Annotated in this window: 18 protein-coding genes; 14 read left to right on the top strand and 4 right to left on the bottom strand. The window is 63.9% G+C overall.

The window, feature by feature from the left end; all coding sequences use genetic code 11:
- Positions 1 to 12 precede the first annotated feature (12 nt).
- The 11 genes from rbfA to ligA all read left to right on the top strand — a co-directional run bounded on the left by rbfA (position 13) and on the right by ligA (position 12,257).
- Entirely contained in the window at positions 13 to 411 is a 399-nt protein-coding gene (gene rbfA / locus SX1_RS02210) for a 30S ribosome-binding factor RbfA (protein ID WP_017184383.1), read from the top strand.
- A gap of 95 nt (positions 412 to 506) precedes the next feature.
- A complete protein-coding gene (locus SX1_RS02215; protein ID WP_026149418.1) occupies positions 507 to 1,406 on the top strand; it encodes an alpha/beta hydrolase family protein in 900 nt (299 codons plus the stop codon).
- 9 nt (positions 1,407 to 1,415) lie between these two features.
- Complete coding sequence (locus SX1_RS02220) at positions 1,416 to 1,994, top strand: thymidine kinase (RefSeq protein ID WP_019051728.1); 579 nt, start codon at positions 1,416 to 1,418, stop codon at positions 1,992 to 1,994.
- Positions 1,995 to 2,026: 32 nt separating this feature from the next.
- Entirely contained in the window at positions 2,027 to 2,989 is a 963-nt protein-coding gene (gene truB / locus SX1_RS02225) for a tRNA pseudouridine(55) synthase TruB (protein ID WP_019051729.1), read from the top strand.
- On the top strand, positions 2,990 to 3,259 hold the full coding sequence (gene rpsO, locus SX1_RS02230) for a 30S ribosomal protein S15 (protein ID WP_017184379.1): 270 nt from the start codon (positions 2,990 to 2,992) through the stop codon (positions 3,257 to 3,259).
- Between the two features lie 298 nt (positions 3,260 to 3,557).
- Entirely contained in the window at positions 3,558 to 5,894 is a 2,337-nt protein-coding gene (gene pnp, locus SX1_RS02235) for a polyribonucleotide nucleotidyltransferase (protein ID WP_019051730.1), read from the top strand.
- A 147-nt stretch (positions 5,895 to 6,041) separates the two neighbouring features.
- Positions 6,042 to 7,061 (top strand): sensor histidine kinase, encoded by a 1,020-nt coding sequence (locus SX1_RS02240; RefSeq protein ID WP_017184377.1) that lies wholly within the window; start codon positions 6,042 to 6,044, stop codon positions 7,059 to 7,061.
- A gap of 56 nt (positions 7,062 to 7,117) precedes the next feature.
- Positions 7,118 to 7,903 (top strand): outer membrane protein assembly factor BamD, encoded by a 786-nt coding sequence (locus SX1_RS02245; RefSeq protein WP_026149419.1) that lies wholly within the window; start codon positions 7,118 to 7,120, stop codon positions 7,901 to 7,903.
- A gap of 51 nt (positions 7,904 to 7,954) precedes the next feature.
- Positions 7,955 to 9,619, top strand: a complete 1,665-nt coding sequence (gene recN, locus SX1_RS02250; RefSeq protein ID WP_019051732.1) for a DNA repair protein RecN — start codon at positions 7,955 to 7,957, stop codon at positions 9,617 to 9,619.
- Positions 9,620 to 9,739: 120 nt separating this feature from the next.
- Positions 9,740 to 10,093, top strand: a complete 354-nt coding sequence (locus SX1_RS02255) for a putative quinol monooxygenase (RefSeq protein WP_019051733.1) — start codon at positions 9,740 to 9,742, stop codon at positions 10,091 to 10,093.
- 52 nt (positions 10,094 to 10,145) lie between these two features.
- On the top strand, positions 10,146 to 12,257 hold the full coding sequence (gene ligA, locus SX1_RS02260; RefSeq protein WP_019051734.1) for an NAD-dependent DNA ligase LigA: 2,112 nt from the start codon (positions 10,146 to 10,148) through the stop codon (positions 12,255 to 12,257).
- Positions 12,258 to 12,285: 28 nt separating this feature from the next.
- Here the strand turns inward: ligA and SX1_RS02265 are convergent, their stop codons facing one another.
- The gene (locus SX1_RS02265; protein WP_019051735.1) at positions 12,286 to 12,678 is read right to left on the bottom strand and encodes a winged helix-turn-helix transcriptional regulator; all 393 of its coding nucleotides are present in this window, start codon (positions 12,676 to 12,678) and stop codon (positions 12,286 to 12,288) included.
- A 105-nt stretch (positions 12,679 to 12,783) separates the two neighbouring features.
- Between SX1_RS02265 and SX1_RS02270 the strand changes: the two genes are divergently transcribed.
- Positions 12,784 to 13,395: an NAD(P)-dependent oxidoreductase gene (locus SX1_RS02270; protein WP_026149420.1), complete on the top strand. Its 612-nt coding sequence runs from the start codon at positions 12,784 to 12,786 to the stop codon at positions 13,393 to 13,395.
- Positions 13,396 to 13,417: 22 nt separating this feature from the next.
- Here the strand turns inward: SX1_RS02270 and yghU are convergent, their stop codons facing one another.
- Together yghU and SX1_RS02280 are read right to left on the bottom strand one after the other, a co-directional pair.
- Positions 13,418 to 14,287 (bottom strand): glutathione-dependent disulfide-bond oxidoreductase, encoded by an 870-nt coding sequence (yghU, locus tag SX1_RS02275; RefSeq protein WP_019051737.1) that lies wholly within the window; start codon positions 14,285 to 14,287, stop codon positions 13,418 to 13,420.
- A gap of 73 nt (positions 14,288 to 14,360) precedes the next feature.
- Entirely contained in the window at positions 14,361 to 14,795 is a 435-nt protein-coding gene (locus SX1_RS02280; protein WP_019051738.1) for a universal stress protein, read from the bottom strand.
- A 327-nt stretch (positions 14,796 to 15,122) separates the two neighbouring features.
- Between SX1_RS02280 and groES the strand changes: the two genes are divergently transcribed.
- Positions 15,123 to 15,410 carry a co-chaperone GroES gene (gene groES / locus SX1_RS02285; RefSeq protein WP_007704439.1) on the top strand — a complete coding sequence of 96 codons (288 nt, stop codon included), beginning with the start codon at positions 15,123 to 15,125 and terminating at the stop codon, positions 15,408 to 15,410.
- Positions 15,411 to 15,460: 50 nt separating this feature from the next.
- Entirely contained in the window at positions 15,461 to 17,107 is a 1,647-nt protein-coding gene (gene groL / locus SX1_RS02290; RefSeq protein WP_019051739.1) for a chaperonin GroEL, read from the top strand.
- Positions 17,108 to 17,172: 65 nt separating this feature from the next.
- Here the strand turns inward: groL and SX1_RS02295 are convergent, their stop codons facing one another.
- The gene (locus tag SX1_RS02295) at positions 17,173 to 17,847 is read right to left on the bottom strand and encodes a GNAT family N-acetyltransferase (protein ID WP_019051740.1); all 675 of its coding nucleotides are present in this window, start codon (positions 17,845 to 17,847) and stop codon (positions 17,173 to 17,175) included.
- Between the last annotated feature and the right edge of the window lie 125 nt (positions 17,848 to 17,972).

Below are 17,972 nucleotides of genomic sequence, written 5' to 3' on the forward strand. Positions count from 1 at the left end.
TGAGGTTTATATATGTCCAGTCAAACCCAAGGCCCGTCCGTTCGTGCGCTCCGCGTAGGGGAGCAGGTGCGCCACATCCTGTCCGACATCCTGCAACGTGGGGATGTGCATGACGATGTGCTGGCGCGGCATGTCGTGAGCGTCACGGAAGTCCGCATGTCGTCCGACCTGCGCCACGCGACCGCCTTCATCAAGCCGCTGCTGGGGCGGGACGAGGAAGTGGTGCTGAAGGCGCTGCGCACCAACACCGCCTATTTCCAGCGCGAGGTCGCGGCGCGCACGCGGCTCAAATATGCCGCGAAGATCAAGTTTCTGGCCGACGACAGTTTCGACGAGGGCAGCCATATCGACAAGTTGCTGCGCGATCCCAAGGTTGCGCAGGATCTGGTCAAGGATGATGACGCGGATTAATTGCCGCCCACATTGTTCTTCGCCATGATGACACTCCCCAGGCGGATCGGCATGTGATGGCATGTCCGCGCATGTGCAAGAATGAGGATCGAGCGATGCGGATGATGTGGCTGTTTGGCGTGGCGGCAGCATTGGGCGCCATCACCCCCGCCGCCGCCAAGGATCCCGCGATCCACCCCGCCGTCATCAGCGATCCGGCACCGGACGCCACCCATCCGGCCGGCATGAGCGCCTTCGTCCTGCCTTCAGCCGATGGCGCGATGAACGCCGTCATGTACACCGCCGCCGGGGCCGGGCTGCATCCCACGCTGCTGTTGCTTCACGGCTTTCCCGGCAACGAGCAGAATCTGGACCTGGCGCAGGCCGCGCGCCGGGCCGGATGGAATGTGCTCACGCTCCATTATCGCGGGTCGTGGGGCAGTCCGGGCAATTTCTCCTTCGGCAATGCGTCAGACGATGCCTTTGCCGCGCTGCAATTTCTCCAGCAAGCCGCGACCGTCGCCAAATATCGCATCGACACCAGCGCGATCGTGGTCGCGGGGCACAGCATGGGCGGCTTTATGGCGGCGGACATTGCCGCCGCCGAACCGCGCGTGGCCGGGCTGTTCCTGATCGACCCGTGGGACCCGGCGCAGACCGTCGCGGCGCTGGCGAGCGCGCAGGGCGAAGCGGCGTGGAAGGCGGAAGTGGAGAGCGACCTGCCGCCGCTGCATGGCGCGACCTATGACAGCCTGACCGCCGAGATAAAGGGCAATGGCGAGAAGTTCGACCTTGGCCGACGGCTGGCGGGCTATGGCCGTCGTCCGCTCACCATCCTTGGCGCGGAGAAGGGGTTGGGGGCCGAAGCGCGCACGGTGGCGGCGGATGCGCAGGGGGCCAATCCCAATGCGCGGCTGATGGTCTGGCCGACCGATCATAGTTTTTCGGACAAAAGGATCGCGCTGGCCGATGCGCTGGTCCGTTTCCTCTCTGGCGTCGCGCCGACCATCCGCTAAGCGTCGGGCATGGCAAAGCTCTATTTCTATTATAGCTCGATGAATGCGGGCAAATCCGCGACGTTGCTGCAATCGGACTTCAACTATCGTGAGCGCGGCATGGCGACGATGCTGTGGACCGCGGCGATCGACGATCGCTTTGGGCATGGCCGCATTGCGTCGCGCATCGGGCTGGAAACGGACGCGCATCTGTTCGATCCTGCGGTCGATATTTTCGCCGCCGTCGCGCGCCAGCATGCGGCGACGCCCCTGTCCTGCGTTCTGATCGACGAGGCGCAATTTCTGACCCGCGATCAGGTGTGGCAGATCGCGGCGCTGTGCGACGATCTCAACATCCCGGTGCTTTGCTATGGCCTGCGCACCGATTTTCGCGGGGAATTGTTCGAAGGGAGCGCCCATCTGCTGGGGCTGGCGGACACGCTGAGCGAGATCAAGACGGTGTGCGATTGCGGGCGCAAGGCGACGATGAACCTGCGTGTCGACGGAAAGGGGCAGGCGGTGCGCGACGGCGCGCAGACGCAGATTGGCGGCAATGATCGCTATGTCGCACTCTGCCGCCGCCATTATCGGGAACAGATGGGCGGCTGACAAGCGGCCTGCCGCGGTGTAGGCGCGCGTCCATGCACGGCTGGATCATCCTCGACAAACCCCATGGCCTCGGCTCGACCCAGGCCGTCAGCGCGGTCAAGCGCGCGTTGCGTGACGGTGGGGCTGGCAAGTGCAAGGTCGGCCATGGCGGCACGCTCGATCCGCTGGCAACCGGCGTGCTGCCGATCGCGATCGGCGAGGCGACGAAGCTCGCCGGGCGGATGCTCGACAGCGACAAGATTTACGATTTTACCGTGGCGTTCGGGGCGCAGACCGACACGCTCGACCTGGAAGGCGCGGTGATCGCGACCAGCGATCAGCGGCCCACGCTGGCACAGATGGAAGCGGTGTTGTCGCGCTTCACTGGCCCGATCGAACAGGTGCCGCCCGCCTATAGCGCGATCCTGATCGACGGCCAGCGGGCCTATGATCTGGCGCGTGCCGGGGCGGATGTAGAAATGAAGATGCGCGGGGTGACGGTGCATGGCCTGCAAATCTCCTCTCCCCGGTGGGGAGAGGATAGCGCAGCTTGCCCGCATGGCGGGCTAGCGCAGCTTGGAGAGGGGGAGAGGATTGACGCCATCACTCTCACCGCCCATGTTTCCAAGGGCACCTATATCCGCAGCCTTGCCCGCGACATTGCGCTGGCGCTCGGCACGGTCGGCCATGTGACCATGCTGCGCCGGATCAAGGCGGGGCCGTTTACCCTCGATTCCGCGATTTCGCTGGACAAATTGCGTCATGCTGCTAACGAGCGCGCCATCGGTAGCCTTATGCTGCCGCTGACGGCGGGGCTGGACGACATCCCGGCTCTCCCCGTCTCGCCCGATCAGGCCCTGATGCTCCGACAGGGGAAGGTTCTGACCGGGATCACTGCCACCACTGGCCTTCATCTGGCGATGGACGGGACTATCCCCGTCGCGCTGGTCCGGTCAGATGATCATCAGATCATCGTGGTGCGCGGTTTCAACCTGATGTCGAAGGATGACGAATAGATGACGATTACTGCCGAGCGCAAGGAAGCGCTGATCAAGGAATATGCCCGCGCCGAGGGTGACACGGGTTCGCCAGAGGTCCAGGTTTCGATCCTGACCGAGCGGATCACCAACCTGACCGAGCATTTCAAGGGTCACCACAAGGATAATCACAGCCGTCGTGGTCTGCTGATGATGGTCAACAAGCGTCGTTCGCTGCTGGACTATCTCAAGAAGAAGGATCAGGCGCGCTACGCCGACCTGATCGCCAAGCTGGGCCTGCGCAAGTAACGCGGACCTTCAACGGGACGGCCCCCATGCGGGGCCGTTTCTGATTCTGAAACATGGCGTCGGGCAATCCGGCACGGCGTTCATGATACGGGGGACACTTCCCCACACCGTTCGGGCCGAGCCTGTCGAAGCCTTCTGCTGAGCGAAGCGAAGTTTGCTTCGCCTGCGCTCAGCTAAGCCCTTCGACTTCGCTCAGGGCGAACGGATATGAGGAGTTCGCTCCTCACCCATGGAGCCTCACCGGCTCCGCCAAAGGCCCCGCCCGGCAATAGGGCCGACGCGGGCGAAGGAAAAAACTATGTTTGATGTCAAGAAAGTATCGATCGAGCTGGCCGGCAAGACGCTGACCCTCGAAACCGGCCGCATTGCCCGTCAGGCTGACGCCGCCGTGCTGGCGACCTATGGCGAAACCGTGGTGCTGTGCGCCGTGACCGCCGCCAAGAGCGTGAAGGAAGGCCAGGATTTCTTCCCCCTGACCGTTCACTATCAGGAAAAATATTCCGCCGCCGGCCGCATTCCCGGCGGCTTTTTCAAGCGTGAGCGCGGCGCGACCGAAAAGGAAACGCTGGTTTCCCGCCTGATCGACCGTCCGATCCGTCCGCTGTTCCCCGAAGGTTTCTACAACGAAATCAACGTCATCGCCCAGGTTCTGTCGTTCGACGGCGAAAGCGAGCCGGACATTGTGGCGATGATCGCCGCGTCGGCTGCGCTGACCCTGTCCGGCGTGCCCTTCATGGGACCGATCGGCGCGGCCCGCGTTGGTTACAAGGATGGCGAATATCAGCTCAACCCGTCGCTGGACGAGGCAAAGGCCGGTGAACTCGATCTGGTCGTCGCCGCCACCTATGACGCTGTGATGATGGTCGAATCCGAAGCCAAGGAGCTTTCGGAAGAAGTCATGCTGGGCGCCGTCCTGTTCGCGCATGACGCGAGCAAGAAGATTGTCGACGCCATCATCAGCCTGGCTGAAAAGGCGGCCAAGGATCCTTGGGACATGCCGCAGGGCGACAATCTCGATGACCTGAAGAAGAAGCTGAAGAAGCTGATCGGCAAGGACATCACCGCCGCCTACAAGCTGACCGACAAGTCGGCGCGTTCCAACGCGCTGAACGAAGCCCGCGCCAAGGCAAAGGCGTCGTTCGTTGCCGATGGTCTCGACGCCCAGACCGTCATGGCCGGCATCAAGCTGACCAAGAAGCTGGAAGCGGAAATCGTGCGCGGCGCCATCCTGAAGGACGGCAAGCGCATCGACGGTCGCACGACCACGCAGATCCGCCCGATCGAAGCGATGGTCGGCTTCCTGCCCCGCACCCATGGATCGGCCCTGTTCACGCGCGGTGAAACGCAGTCCATCTGCACCACCACGCTTGGCACCAAGGACGCCGAGCAGATGATCGACGGCCTGACTGGCCTGCATTATGAAAATTTCATGCTGCACTATAACTTCCCGCCCTATTCGGTCGGTGAAGTCGGCCGCTTCGGCGCGCCGGGTCGTCGTGAAGTGGGTCATGGCAAGCTGGCCTGGCGTGCGCTGCACCCCGTGCTGCCCAGCAAGGACGAGTTCCCCTACACGATCCGCGTCCTGTCCGACATCACCGAATCCAATGGTTCGTCCTCGATGGCGACTGTCTGCGGCGGTTCGCTGTCGATGATGGATGCAGGCGTGCCATTGAAGCGCCCGGTGTCCGGCATCGCCATGGGCCTGATTCTGGAAGGCAAGAATTTTGCCGTCCTGTCCGACATTCTGGGTGATGAAGATCATCTGGGCGACATGGACTTCAAGGTGGCCGGTACGTCCGAAGGCATCACCACGATGCAGATGGACATCAAGATTGCGGGCATCACGCGCGAAATCTTCGAAACCGCGCTTGCCCAGGCGAAGGAAGGCCGTGCCCACATCCTTGGCGAAATGAGCAAGGCGCTGGCTTCGACCCGGACCGAACTGTCGGCCCATGCCCCGCGCATCGAGACGTTGCAGATCGACAAGTCGAAGATCCGCGAAGTCATCGGCACCGGCGGCAAGGTCATCCGTGAAATCGTCGCCGAAACCGGCGCGAAGGTCGACATTGACGATGAAGGCCTGATCAAGATCAGCTCGTCCGATCCGGCGCAGATCGAGGCTGCACGCAAGTGGATCCTGGGCATCACGCAGGAAGCGGAAGTCGGCAAGATTTATGACGGCAAGGTCGTCAACATTGTCGATTTCGGTGCGTTCGTGAACTTCATGGGTGGCAAGGACGGTCTGGTCCATGTCTCCGAAATGAAGAATGAGCGCGTGGAAAAGCCCACTGACGTCGTGTCGGAAGGCCAGGAAGTGAAGGTCAAGGTCCTGGAGATCGACCCGCGCGGCAAGGTGCGCCTGTCGATGCGCGTCGTCGATCAGGAAACCGGCGAAGAACTGGAGGATACGCGTCCTCCCCGCGAAGCGCGCGAGCCGCGCGGCGATCGTGGTCCGCGCCGTGATGGCGGCGGCGACCGTGGCCCGCGTCGCGAAGGCGGCGAAGGTCGTGGCGATCGCGGTCGCGGCCCGCGCCGCGATGGTGGCGATCGTGGTCCGCGTCGGGAACGCAGCGAAGGCGGCAATGAAGACGGCCAGGCGCCGGGCGGTCTGCCTGACTTCCTGACCCAGGATTGATCGTCCATCCGACGAACTGAGGTTAAAATGGGGCGTCCGGTTCAGCCGGGCGCCCTTTTTTATGTCGGGCGCGCAATGGACTAATTTCGATCAAGGCATAGAATCAAAGTTCTGCTACTGTAACGATAGATCATTTGGGGAACATCCATGCAGCGGAGCAATGCGCGCTTTGTCGAACGCCTTCCGCTCGTCCTCGACCGGCCAGCTTATGCCTATGGACTGACGCTGCTTTTTTCCGGCGCGGCGCTGCTGCTGCGGATTGCGGCCGAACCGCTGCTGCCCAATGGCTATCCGTTCGTCACCTTCTTCCCGGCGGTCATCCTGTCATCTTTCCTGTTCGGGATCGGGCCAGGCATTTTTGCGGCGATATTCTGCGGACTGCTATCCTGGTATGTCTTTATCGCGCCATTTTACAGCTTCGTCATGAACCCGGCGGTAGCCGTCGCCATGCTATTCTATATCGGCGTGGTGGCCGTCGACATCATGCTGATTCATTTCATGCAGCGCGCCAATTTTCATCTGGCGGTGGAGCGCGAGCGCAGCCGCGCGCTGGCGGAAAACCGGGAGCTTCTGTTCCACGAACTCCAGCACCGCGTATCCAACAATCTTCAGGTTGTCGCGGCCATGCTGGCGCTCCAGCGTCGCCATGTCGATCATGACGTGGCGCGCAAGGCGCTGGACGATGCGTCGGCCCGGCTGGCGCTGGTGGGCCGCATCAGCCGTGCGCTCTACGATCCGTCAGGCAAGGGGCAGGACATTCGCGGCTTCCTGACCGCGCTGTCCGCCGACGTGCTGGAAGCGAGTGGCCGTACCGACATCGATGTTGCGGTGACAGCGCCCCACGGGCTGGCGATCGAGCCGTCCGTCACCGTGCCGCTGGCGCTGATCGTCGCGGAATCGGTGAGCAATGCGATCGAACATGGCCTGCCCGACCGGCCCGGCAAGGTGGCGGTGATGCTGGAGGAAGTGGAGGGCGCGCTGGCGCTGCGCATCGTTGATGACGGTCATGGCGTTGCCCCGGACTTTCAGCATGATTCCAGCGAATCGCTGGGGCTGCGCATTGCCAATGCGCTGGCGGCGCAACTGGGCGGGCGCTTTTCGCTGACGCCGGGCGCGAATGGCGGCGCAGTGGCGCGGCTCGATCTGCCTGCACGGACCGCCTGTTGATCCTGACTCCATTCTGCCGCTTGGCGGCAGCGATCCGCTCGGCTATGACCCGCCCCATGCTGATGAAAACCGTAACGCGCATCGGCGCGGCCACCGCCCCGCTTCTGCTTGCCGCCCTGCTTGCAGGTTGCGCGACGTCCAAGAACAAGGCCGACACGCAATATGTCGCCCGTGACGTGTCGACCCTCTACAATAGCGGCAAGGACCGGCTCGATCGCGGCCAGTATAAGCTCGCCGCCGCGCTGTTCGACGAAGTGGAGCGCCAGCATCCCTATTCGCCCTGGGCGCGCCGGGCGCAGCTCATGTCGGCGTTCAGCTATTATATGAACAGCGACTATGCCGAATCCATTTCGGCATCGCAGCGCTTCCTGTCGATCCATACCGGCAACAAGGACGCGCCCTATGCTTATTATCTGATCGCGCTCTGCTATTATGAGCAGATTGCCGATGTCAGCCGCGACCAGAAAATCACGCAGCAGGCGCTAGACGCGCTGGGCGAACTGATCCGCCGCTATCCCGACACCCGCTATGCCGCCGATGCCCGGTTGAAGGTCGATCTGGTCAACGACCATCTGGCCGGCAAGGAAATGGAAGTGGGCCGTTTCTACCAGCGGCGTGGCCAGTGGCTTGCCGCCACGCTGCGCTTCCGCACCGTCATCGATAAATATCAGACCACGACCCACACGCCCGAGGCGCTGGAGCGGCTGGTCGAATCCTATCTTTCGCTCGGCATCCCCGACGAAGCGCGCAAGGCCGCGGCCGTGCTGGGCGCCAACTATCCCGGCACCAAATGGTATACGCGCAGCTACAAGCTGATGCAGGAACATGGCGGCACGGCGTAGTCGCCTTTCTTGCCTGTTCCCCTTTTGTGCATTGACGGGTAGAAGCGCGTCATGCTGAGCGCCTTGTCCATCCGCAATGTCGTGCTGATCGAGGCGCTGGACCTGGATTTTGGCGCTGGCCTGTCCGTGCTGACCGGGGAAACGGGGGCGGGCAAATCCATCCTGCTCGATTCGCTGGGACTGGCGCTCGGCGCCCGCGCCGATAGCGGCCTGGTCCGCACTGGCGAGGCGCAGGCCAGCGTTACTGCGACCTTCGACCCACCGCCCGCCGGTCATCGCGCCGCGATGCTGCTGGCGGACAATGGTATCGAAATGGAGCCGGGCGAGCCGCTGCTGATCCGCCGGACGGTGAAGGCCGATGGCGGGAGCCGCGCCTTCGTCAATGATTCAGCCTGCTCGGCGGCGCTGTTGCGCGAACTGGGCGGGTGCCTGGTGGAAATTCACGGCCAGCATGACGATCGCGGTCTGCTCAATGCGCGGGGGCATCGCGCGCTGCTCGATGCCTATGGCCGCTGCGATGCAGGCGCGGTCGGCGCGGCATATGGAGCCTGGCGCAAGGCGGCGAACATATTGGCCGAAGCCCGTGCGACCGTTGATACCGCCGCGCGCGACCGTGACTATCTGGCCCATGCCGTCGATGAATTGACCCGCTTTCGCCCCGAACCGGGGGAGGAGGCGACACTGGCGGAAGAACGCGCGTCGATGCAGAAGGGGGCGCGCCTGACCGACGATTTGTCGGCGATTGCCGACTGCCTGACTGGCTCCGACGGTGGCCTTGCCCAGTTGCGGCAGGCGGCGCGGCGGCTGGACCGGATCGCGGCGGAGGATGAGCGACTGGCCGCCGTGCTGGAGGCGCTGGACCGCGCGGTGGTGGAAGCGGGCGAGGCGGAAGACAGGCTCGCCGAAGTGGCGGAAGCATTGAGCTTCGATCCCGCCCGGCTCGACGACATCGAAACCCGGCTGTTCGACCTGCGCGGCCTGGCGCGCAAGCATCAGGTGCAGCCCGATGATCTGGCCGACCTGTGCGCCGATATGGCCGCGCGCCTTAACGCGATCGAGGGTGGGGAGGAGCATATCGCCGCGCTGGAGGCGGACGTTGCCAAGAAGGCGGCGGCCTATCGGACCGCTGCGCAGGGGCTGTCGGACGAGCGCCAGCAAGCCGCGGGCAAGCTGGACGCGGCGGTTGCGGCGGAACTCGCGCCATTGAAGCTGGACGCCGCCCGTTTCCGCACCGTGGTCGCGCCGCTGGATGAGGGGCAATGGAGCGGGCAGGGCATGGACCGGGTCGAATTCGAGATTTCCACCAACCCCGGCGCGCCCTTCGCCCCGCTGACGAAAATCGCGTCGGGCGGCGAATTGTCGCGCTTCATCCTGGCGCTGAAAGTTGCGCTGGCGGAGCAGGGCGGGGCGGACACGCTGATCTTCGACGAAATCGACCGGGGCGTGGGCGGCGCGGTGGCGTCCGCCATTGGCGAGCGCCTCTCGCGCCTCGCGCGCAGCAACCAGATATTGGTCGTCACCCACAGCCCGCAGGTCGCGGCGCGGGGCGCTGGCCATCTGTTGATCGCCAAGTCCAGCGATGGGACAGTGACCCGAACAGGTGTGCATGCGCTGGACGACGCGGAACGGCGCGAAGAAATCGCGCGGATGCTGTCGGGCGCGGAAATTACCGCGGAAGCGCGCGCGCAGGCGGAACGGTTGCTGGAGCGGGTTTAGTGCCGGTGTTCCCGCGCAGGCGGGAACCCAGTCCCACGCTTCGAACTGGGTTCCCGCCTGCGCGGGAACACGGACAATGGCATGGCAGGGGAAAGCATGACGACCCATAACCGTAGAGACATGCTGGGCATGACCGCCGCCGCCATGGCCGCCAGCGCTATCCCCGCCACCGCGCAATCGGCCAAGCCCCGCTACGGCTTGATCGGCCAGATGATCGCCAAACCCGGCAAGCGCGACGCATTGCTGACCTGTCTGCGCGAAGGCACGACCGCGATGCCCGGCTGCCTGTCCTATGTCATCGCGCTCGATACCGCCAACCCCGACGCGCTGTGGATCACCGAAGTGTGGGACAGCCGCGACAGCCACATGGCCTCGCTCAAACTGCCCGCCGTGCAGGCTGCCATCGCCAAGGCCCGTCCGATCATCGCCGGTTTCGGGCAGCGGTTCGAGACGGTACCGGTGGCGGGCATCTGAAACAGCGCGCACCCGCTTTCACCGGAGCATAACAGCGGTTATGTCCACCCCTATGACCGATCCCGCCACTCTCTCCGAAGCCGAAGCTGCCAACCGTCTGATGCGTCTGGCGCGCGAAGTGGCCAGGCATAACCGGCTCTACCATGATCAGGACGCGCCGGAGATCAGCGACGCGGACTATGACGCGCTGATCCGCGAGAATAATGCGCTGGAAGCCCAGTTCCCGCACCTCGTCCGCGCCGATTCGCCCAATGCGCAGGTGGGCGCGGCTCCCACCTCCGCGCTCAAGAAAATCCCCCACGCCGTCCGTATGATGAGCCTCGACAATGGCTTTGCCGATGAGGACATTGCCGAATTTCTTGCCCGTGTGCGTCGCTTCCTGGCGTTGCCCGACGATGCGCCGGTCGCACTGACCGCCGAGCCGAAGATTGACGGCCTGTCCTGTTCGCTGCGCTACGAGAAGGGCGAGCTGGTGCTCGCCGCGACGCGCGGCGACGGCGCGACGGGGGAGGATGTCACGGCGAACGTCCGCACCATTGCCGACATACCCCAGCGGCTGACGGGCGACGCGATCCCCGACCTGTTCGAAGTGCGCGGCGAGGTCTATATGGCCAAGGCGGATTTCACCGCGCTCAACGCCCGGCTGCTGGAGCAAGCGGACGATCCGGACAAGGCGCGCCAGTTCGCCAACCCCCGCAACGCCGCCGCCGGATCGCTGCGGCAGAAGGATGCGACCGTCACCGCCAGCCGTCCGCTGCGCTTCCTGGCGCATGGCTGGGGCGCGCACAGCGCCTTGCCCGCCGACACGCAACTGGGCGTGATGCAGGCGATTGCCGCCTGGGGTCTGCCGGTGTCGGACCGGCTGATATGCGTCGACACGCTCGAAGCCCTGCTCGACCATTATCGCAGCATTGAGCGTGCGCGCGCCGACCTGCCCTTCGACATTGACGGGGTGGTGTATAAGGTTGACCGGCTCGACTGGCAGCAGCGGCTGGGCTTCGTTGCGAAGGCACCGCGCTGGGCCATTGCGCATAAATTTCCCGCCGAACGCGCGCAGACGACGCTGGAGGCGATCGACATTCAGGTCGGGCGCACGGGCAAGCTGACTCCGGTGGGTCGTCTGACCCCGGTGACGGTCGGCGGCGTCGTCGTCTCCAACGTCACGCTGCACAATGCCGACGAGATCGCCCGGCTGGGCGTGCGGCCCGGCGATCGCGTCATCGTCCAGCGCGCGGGTGACGTCATCCCGCAGGTGGTCGACAATCTCGACCGTGATCGCCCCGGTGCCCCCTATATCTTCAAGCCCGAATGCCCGATCTGCCACAGCGAGGCGGTGCGCGAGGAGGGCGAGGTCGATTATCGCTGCACAGGCGGCCTGATCTGCCCGGCGCAACGGTTCGAGCGGCTGCGCCATTTCGTCAGCCGGGTCGCGCTCGACATTGAGGGGCTGGGGGAGAAGTCGATCCAGGAATTTCTGGACCTTGGCTGGATCACCGAACCGGCCGATATTTTCCGCCTGAAGCGCCACCGCCCCGACCTGATCGGCCGGGAAGGGTGGAAGGAAAAGTCGGTCGACAATCTGCTCGCCGCGATCGAGGCGAAGCGTGCGCCGGATGCCGCGCGGCTGCTGTTCGGCCTTGGCATCCGCCATGTCGGCGCGGTGACGGCGCGCGATCTGATGAAGCGCTATACGACGCTGCCGGCCGTGCGCGCTTTGGCGGAAGAGATTATGGCTCTGCGCGACCAGCCATTTGACACGTCGGCCAAACGCGACAAGGCGATCGCCGACCATATCGGGGTGGAAAATGTCGGCGCGGCGGTGGGCCATGCGCTCGCCGACTTCTTCCATGAACCGCATAATGTCGCGGCCTGGGATGATCTTCTGTCCGAAGTCACGCCGCCCGATTATGTCGTGGAAACCACCGCCAGCGCCGTCACCGGCAAAACCGTGGTGTTCACCGGCAAGCTGGAAACGATGAGCCGAGACGAGGCGAAGGCGCAGGCCGAACGATTGGGCGCGAAGGCAGCCGGATCGGTCAGTGCCAAGACGGATCTGGTCGTCGCCGGGCCGGGGGCGGGGAGCAAATTGAAGCAGGCCGCGGCGCTAGGGATCAAGGTGATCAGCGAAGAGGAATGGGCGGAGATTGTGAAGGCGGCGGGATGAAACCGACAGCCCTTCGTTCCGAGCGGTCCTAAGCCGCCATCGCCTCCACCCCTGCATCATGGGCGCGCCGGGCGGCCATGATGTCGCCGACATGGGCTTCGGCCCAGCCGGTGATCTGGTCCAATATGCCGATCAGCCCGCCTGCCAGCGGGGTCAGCCGATACTCCACCGTCACCGGCACGGTGGCAAAGGCGGCGCGGCTGACCAGGCCGTCGCGCTCCAGGCTTTTCAACGTCTGCGACAGCATCTTTTGCGAAATCGCGCCGATCCGGCGGCGCAGCAGGTTGAAGCGCACCGGCCCGTCCTTCAGGCTCAGCAGCACCAGCACCGCCCATTTGTCGCCGATCCGGTCGAGGATGTGGCGGGTTGGGCAGTTGGGATTATAGGCGTCGCCGATGCGCGGCGTTGGCGTGGCACTCATGGGCGGTATCCTCGACGTAACCAGGTGAAGGCAAAGTGCCTTCTTGCACCCCTGATAGCCAATTATCTATCTGGTTTCCATCGGTAACCACTTATGGAGATGGATATGAAAGTAGCGATCATCGGCGGCACGGGTCGTGCGGGGCAGGAAATCAGCGCGGAACTCGCCCGGCGCGGGCATCAGGTGACGGCGATCGCCCGTCATCCCGAAAAGGCGGTGCAGCATGCCGCGATCACTGCGGTTGCGGGCGACGTCAATCATCCTGAAGCGCTGCTGGCCGCAATTACTGGCCATGATGTCGTCGTCAGTGCGGTGATGTTTTCCGATACCGAACCAGCCTCGCTGGTGGACGTCGTGCGCCAGTCGGGCGTGCCGCGCTATCTGGTCGTGGGCGGCGCCGCCAGTCTGGAGGTGGCGCCGGGCGTGCCGCTGATCAGCACACCGGAATTTCCCAAGGAATATCTGCCCGAAGCCAGCCGGGGTAAGGCGTTCCTGGACTATCTGCGCGGCGTGGACGACATTGACTGGACCTATGTGTCGCCCTCGGTCTTCTTCTTCGTCGGCCCGCGCACCGGCAGTTTCCGGTTGGGCACCGACCAGTTGCTGAGCGACGCCGATGGCAAAAGCAGCATATCCTTTGCCGATTATGCCATCGCGCTGGTAGATGAAATCGAAACGCCGCGCCACAGCCGCCAGCGCTTTACCGTCGGCTATTGATGCGGGGGTAGGCGAGGGGGCGTTATGCCGCCCCCTCCAACTTGTCCTGCGTCCTGGTTGCAAAGTCGCCCGCGTCGTGGCGCTCGTGCAATTGCTCGTTCAGCGGGCCGCTTGTCTTGTTGACGATCCGTCCGCGCGCCACCGCCGGGCGGGCGTCGATCTGCCTGGCCCAGCGCAGGACGTGGGTATAGCTGCCCGCGTCCAGAAACTCGGCCGCATCATAGGCGCGGCCCAGCACGACGCCGCCATACCATGGCCAGATGGCCATGTCGGCGATGCTATATTCATCGCCCGCCATATAGTCATTGTCCGCCAGATGCCGGTCCAGCACATCGAGTTGCCGTTTCACTTCCATCGCGTAGCGGTTGATCGGATATTCGTATTTTTCCGGCGCATAGGCGTAGAAATGGCCAAAGCCGCCACCCAGCAGCGGCGCGCTGCCCATCTGCCAGAACAGCCAGCTGAGCGCTGCCGTGCGCTTGGCCGGATCGGTCGGCAGGAAGGCACCGAATTTTTCGGCAAGGTAAAGCAGGATCGCGCCGGATTCGAACACGCGCTGCGGCGGGGAGACGCTATGGTCCATCAGCGCCGGGATCTTGCTGTTGGGATTGACCGCGACAAAGCCGCTGGAAAACTGGTCGCCATCGCTGATCCTGATCAGCCAGGCATCATATTCGGCGGCGCTGAACCCCGCCGCCAGCAATTCCTCCAGCAGGATCGTGACCTTCTGTCCGTTGGGCGTCGCCAGCGAATAGAGTTGCAGGGGATGCTGCCCCACGGGCAGATCCTTGTCATGGGTGGCGCCCGCAATGGGTCGGTTGATATTGGCGAACTGGCCACCATTGGCCTTGTCCCACGTCCAGACGGCAGGCGGGGTATAGGTGTCGGTCATGCGCGCAGGCTCCAGCTTGTTCTACGCGCGGGAGGTAGGAAGCCAGGCGTCGTGCCGCAACCGCTGCGCCTGTCTATCCGCCGTTATGTCGCACCACCAGCACGCTGACCGGCGACTGATGGACGATGGCCGATGCGTTCGATCCCAGCAGCTTCGACGACATGGATGGCTGATGCGATCCGATGATGATCAGATCCGCGCCGGTTCGTTCCGCTTCACTGATGACTTCATCGCGCACCCTGCCGCGCCGGGTCGAAAAGCTGACCTGCTCTTCGGTCAGTCCGGCCTGCATGGACCATTGCCGCATCGCGGCCATGGCCTCATCCTCCTCCCGCTGATCGAAATCGCCGACCAGCAGATCGGAATAGCGCGACGGCAGGTGGTAGCGCACGTTGAGCAGGTGCAGCTTCCCCTGCGGCCCGGCGATGGCGGCAGCCCTGGCGATGGCGGCCTTTGCATTTTCCGGATCGTTGATGTCGACCGCGACGACGATTGTGCCGAAATGCATCCTCTGTCCTTTCCTGTTATGACTGGACAACGAGGACGGCGGAAAAGCGATGCGACCGCCATCAAAGAATGCGCAGGCGACATATCTCGCCGAAGCGCGCAACAGACGGGAAATGTCGCCCGAAAAAATCACCGCGAAAATTTCGCTACTAATCCTTGACCCGCCTTTTGGTTGCACCATATGAGGGCGCGCTAGCACTCTCTTTCAATGAGTGCTAACAGCGACGCAGTTTATCGGGAGCAGGATAAGGCGAGTGCGGTTTTCGGGGGGATTCATCCCCGGATCGCGCGCCGGACCGATCCCAAACAGAAGGGAAAGGCAATCAACATGGCATTTCGTCCATTGCACGACCGTGTTCTCGTCCGCCGCATCGAAGCGGAAGCTAAGACCGCCGGTGGCATCATCATCCCCGACACCGCCAAGGAAAAGCCGCAGGAAGGCGAGATCGTGTCCGTCGGCACCGGCTCGAAGGCCGAAGATGGCAAGGTTACCCCGCTCGACGTCAAGGCTGGCGATCGCGTCCTGTTCGGCAAGTGGTCGGGCACCGAAGTCAAGGTCGACGGTGAAGACCTGCTGATCATGAAGGAATCGGACATTCTGGGCGTTGTCGCCTAACCCGATCCTTTTCCTGACTATTCCCATTTGCAAGAAAGAGGGTTTTTCCCATGGCTGCAAAAGACGTAAAATTTTCCCGCGACGCCCGTGAGCGCATCCTGCGCGGTGTCGACATCCTGGCCGACGCGGTCAAGGTGACCCTGGGCCCCAAGGGCCGCAACGTCGTCATCGACAAGAGCTTCGGCGCGCCCCGCATCACCAAGGACGGCGTCAGCGTCGCCAAGGAAATCGAACTGAAGGACAAGTTCGAGAATATGGGCGCCCAGATGGTGCGCGAAGTCGCGTCCAAGACCAACGACATCGCCGGTGACGGCACGACCACCGCGACCGTTCTGGCGCAGGCGATCGTCCGCGAAGGCATGAAGTCGGTTGCCGCCGGCATGAACCCGATGGACCTGAAGCGCGGCATCGATCTGGCCGTCATCAAGGTTGTCGAAGACCTCAAGGCCCGTTCCAAGCCCGTCGCCGGGACCAAGGAAATCGCCCAGGTCGGCATCATCTCGGCCAATGGCGACACCGTGGTTGGCGAAAAGATCGCCGAAGCCATGGAGCGCGTCGGCAAGGAAGGCGTGATCACGGTTGAAGAAGCCAAGGGTCTCGAATTCGAGCTGGACGTCGTCGAAGGCATGCAGTTCGACCGTGGCTATCTGTCGCCCTATTTCGTGACGAACCCGGAAAAGATGGCTGTCGAGCTGGCTGATCCGTACATTCTGATCCACGAAAAGAAGCTCAGCAACCTCCAGTCGATCCTGCCGATCCTCGAAGCGGTCGTTCAGTCGGGTCGCCCCCTGCTGATCATCGCCGAGGACATTGAAGGCGAAGCGCTGGCGACCCTGGTCGTCAACAAGCTGCGCGGTGGCCTGAAGGTCGCAGCGGTCAAGGCCCCTGGCTTTGGCGATCGTCGCAAGGCGATGCTGGAAGATATCGCTGTCCTGACCAAGGGCGAAGTGATCTCGGAAGATCTGGGCATCAAGCTGGAAAACGTCACGCTGGCGATGCTCGGCACGGCCAAGCGCGTCACCATCGACAAGGACAACACCGTCATCGTCGATGGCGCTGGCGACCATGACTCGATCAAGGGCCGCACCGACCAGATCCGTCAGCAGATCGAGAACACCACCTCGGACTATGACCGTGAAAAGCTCCAGGAACGCCTGGCCAAGCTGGCTGGCGGCGTTGCCGTCATCAAGGTCGGCGGCGCTTCGGAAGTCGAAGTCAAGGAACGCAAGGACCGCGTCGACGACGCGCTGCACGCCACCCGTGCAGCCGTTGAAGAAGGCATCGTCCCCGGTGGCGGCACCGCTCTCCTCTATGCCACCAAGGCTTTGGCCGGCATGAAGGGCGCGAATGACGACCAGACCCGTGGTATCGACATCATCCGCAAGGCGATCGAAGCGCCGCTGCGCCAGATCGCCCAGAATGCGGGCGTTGACGGTGCCGTGGTTGCCGGCAACCTGCTGCGCGAAAATGACGAAACCCGTGGCTTCAACGCTTCGACCGACGTCTATGAAAACCTGGTGGAAGCCGGCGTGATCGACCCGACCAAGGTCGTTCGTGCGGCCCTGCAGGACGCGGCATCGGTTGCTGGCCTGCTGATCACCACCGAAGCGGCGATCTCCGAAGTGCCTGCCGACGACAAGGCGCCGATGGGCATGCCCGGCGGCGGCATGGGCGGCATGGGCGGCATGGACTTCTAAGTCCAACGCTCTCGCTATGACAAGGAAGAGGCCGGTGGAGCGATCCACCGGCCTTTTTTCATGGGTCAGCGCACCAGCACCGTCATCGGCAGTCGCGCGCGCACTGCAAAGCCCAGCGTCTCATAGAGCGCGATCGTCCGGTCATGGGCGGCATAGGCGTGCAGGAAGGGCGTCTCGCCCCGGTCCAGCATTGCCTGCATGACGATCCGCATCAATGCGCCCGCCAGGCCCCGTCCGCGAAAATCGGGGTGGGTGCAGACGCCGCTGACCTCCGTAAAGCCGGGCAGGCGCATGCGCTCGCCCGCCATGGCGACCAGTTGCCCATGGTCGCGTACCCCCACGAAGCGGCCCAGCCTGTGGGTCAGCGGGCCGAAGGGGCCGGGCCGTGTCAACAGCGACAGCGCGCGCATATCCGCCGCATCGCCTTCGTCCAGCACCTTCCACTCAAGCGGCGGGGCGGGTGCAGGGATGACCTCCTTGGCAACCATTTGCGCCAGCATCGCGGTCCGCGCGATGGTCATGCCCGGCGGCGCGACCGCGACATCCTGCCCGACCAACCACATTTCGCTCTCGCCCGTCGCCAGCGCCGCCAGTGCGGTCAGCCTGTCCGCATCGTCATCCGCGCTCGCCGCAAAGGGGCCATAGGCGGGATCGATCCGCAGCGCGTCTCCATCGCCCTGCGCCAGCGCCGCCCAACCGCTGCGAAGCGCGTGCCAGACGGGGCGATCAAGCAGGTGCATCGGGCAGGCTCCAGGCTATGGGCTAAGATGCGGGTGGCATATCAGCCCGACTGGCCCGTTCAAGCCGCGCATCCCCCTTTCTGTCTCTGCTGCTGCGGCATTAACCAAAAAATAAAGGGAAAATG

The sequence above is a fragment of the Sphingobium xenophagum NBRC 107872 genome (genome assembly GCF_000367345.1).
Lineage (GTDB): Bacteria > Pseudomonadota > Alphaproteobacteria > Sphingomonadales > Sphingomonadaceae > Sphingobium > Sphingobium xenophagum.

Coding starts and splice junctions, on each gene's coding strand:
- yghU (WP_019051737.1), bottom strand. CDS start 14,287: ATGACCGACACCTATACCCCGCCTGCCGTCTGGACGTGGGACAAGGCC.
- truB (WP_019051729.1), top strand. CDS start 2,027: ATGCACGGCTGGATCATCCTCGACAAACCCCATGGCCTCGGCTCGACC.
- SX1_RS02220 (WP_019051728.1), top strand. CDS start 1,416: ATGGCAAAGCTCTATTTCTATTATAGCTCGATGAATGCGGGCAAATCC.
- groL (WP_019051739.1), top strand. CDS start 15,461: ATGGCTGCAAAAGACGTAAAATTTTCCCGCGACGCCCGTGAGCGCATC.
- SX1_RS02215 (WP_026149418.1), top strand. CDS start 507: ATGCGGATGATGTGGCTGTTTGGCGTGGCGGCAGCATTGGGCGCCATC.
- groES (WP_007704439.1), top strand. CDS start 15,123: ATGGCATTTCGTCCATTGCACGACCGTGTTCTCGTCCGCCGCATCGAA.
- SX1_RS02245 (WP_026149419.1), top strand. CDS start 7,118: ATGCTGATGAAAACCGTAACGCGCATCGGCGCGGCCACCGCCCCGCTT.
- rbfA (WP_017184383.1), top strand. CDS start 13: ATGTCCAGTCAAACCCAAGGCCCGTCCGTTCGTGCGCTCCGCGTAGGG.
- rpsO (WP_017184379.1), top strand. CDS start 2,990: ATGACGATTACTGCCGAGCGCAAGGAAGCGCTGATCAAGGAATATGCC.
- SX1_RS02295 (WP_019051740.1), bottom strand. CDS start 17,847: ATGCACCTGCTTGATCGCCCCGTCTGGCACGCGCTTCGCAGCGGTTGG.
- pnp (WP_019051730.1), top strand. CDS start 3,558: ATGTTTGATGTCAAGAAAGTATCGATCGAGCTGGCCGGCAAGACGCTG.
- recN (WP_019051732.1), top strand. CDS start 7,955: ATGCTGAGCGCCTTGTCCATCCGCAATGTCGTGCTGATCGAGGCGCTG.
- SX1_RS02240 (WP_017184377.1), top strand. CDS start 6,042: ATGCAGCGGAGCAATGCGCGCTTTGTCGAACGCCTTCCGCTCGTCCTC.
- SX1_RS02280 (WP_019051738.1), bottom strand. CDS start 14,795: ATGCATTTCGGCACAATCGTCGTCGCGGTCGACATCAACGATCCGGAA.
- SX1_RS02270 (WP_026149420.1), top strand. CDS start 12,784: ATGAAAGTAGCGATCATCGGCGGCACGGGTCGTGCGGGGCAGGAAATC.
- SX1_RS02265 (WP_019051735.1), bottom strand. CDS start 12,678: ATGAGTGCCACGCCAACGCCGCGCATCGGCGACGCCTATAATCCCAAC.
- ligA (WP_019051734.1), top strand. CDS start 10,146: ATGACCGATCCCGCCACTCTCTCCGAAGCCGAAGCTGCCAACCGTCTG.
- SX1_RS02255 (WP_019051733.1), top strand. CDS start 9,740: ATGCTGGGCATGACCGCCGCCGCCATGGCCGCCAGCGCTATCCCCGCC.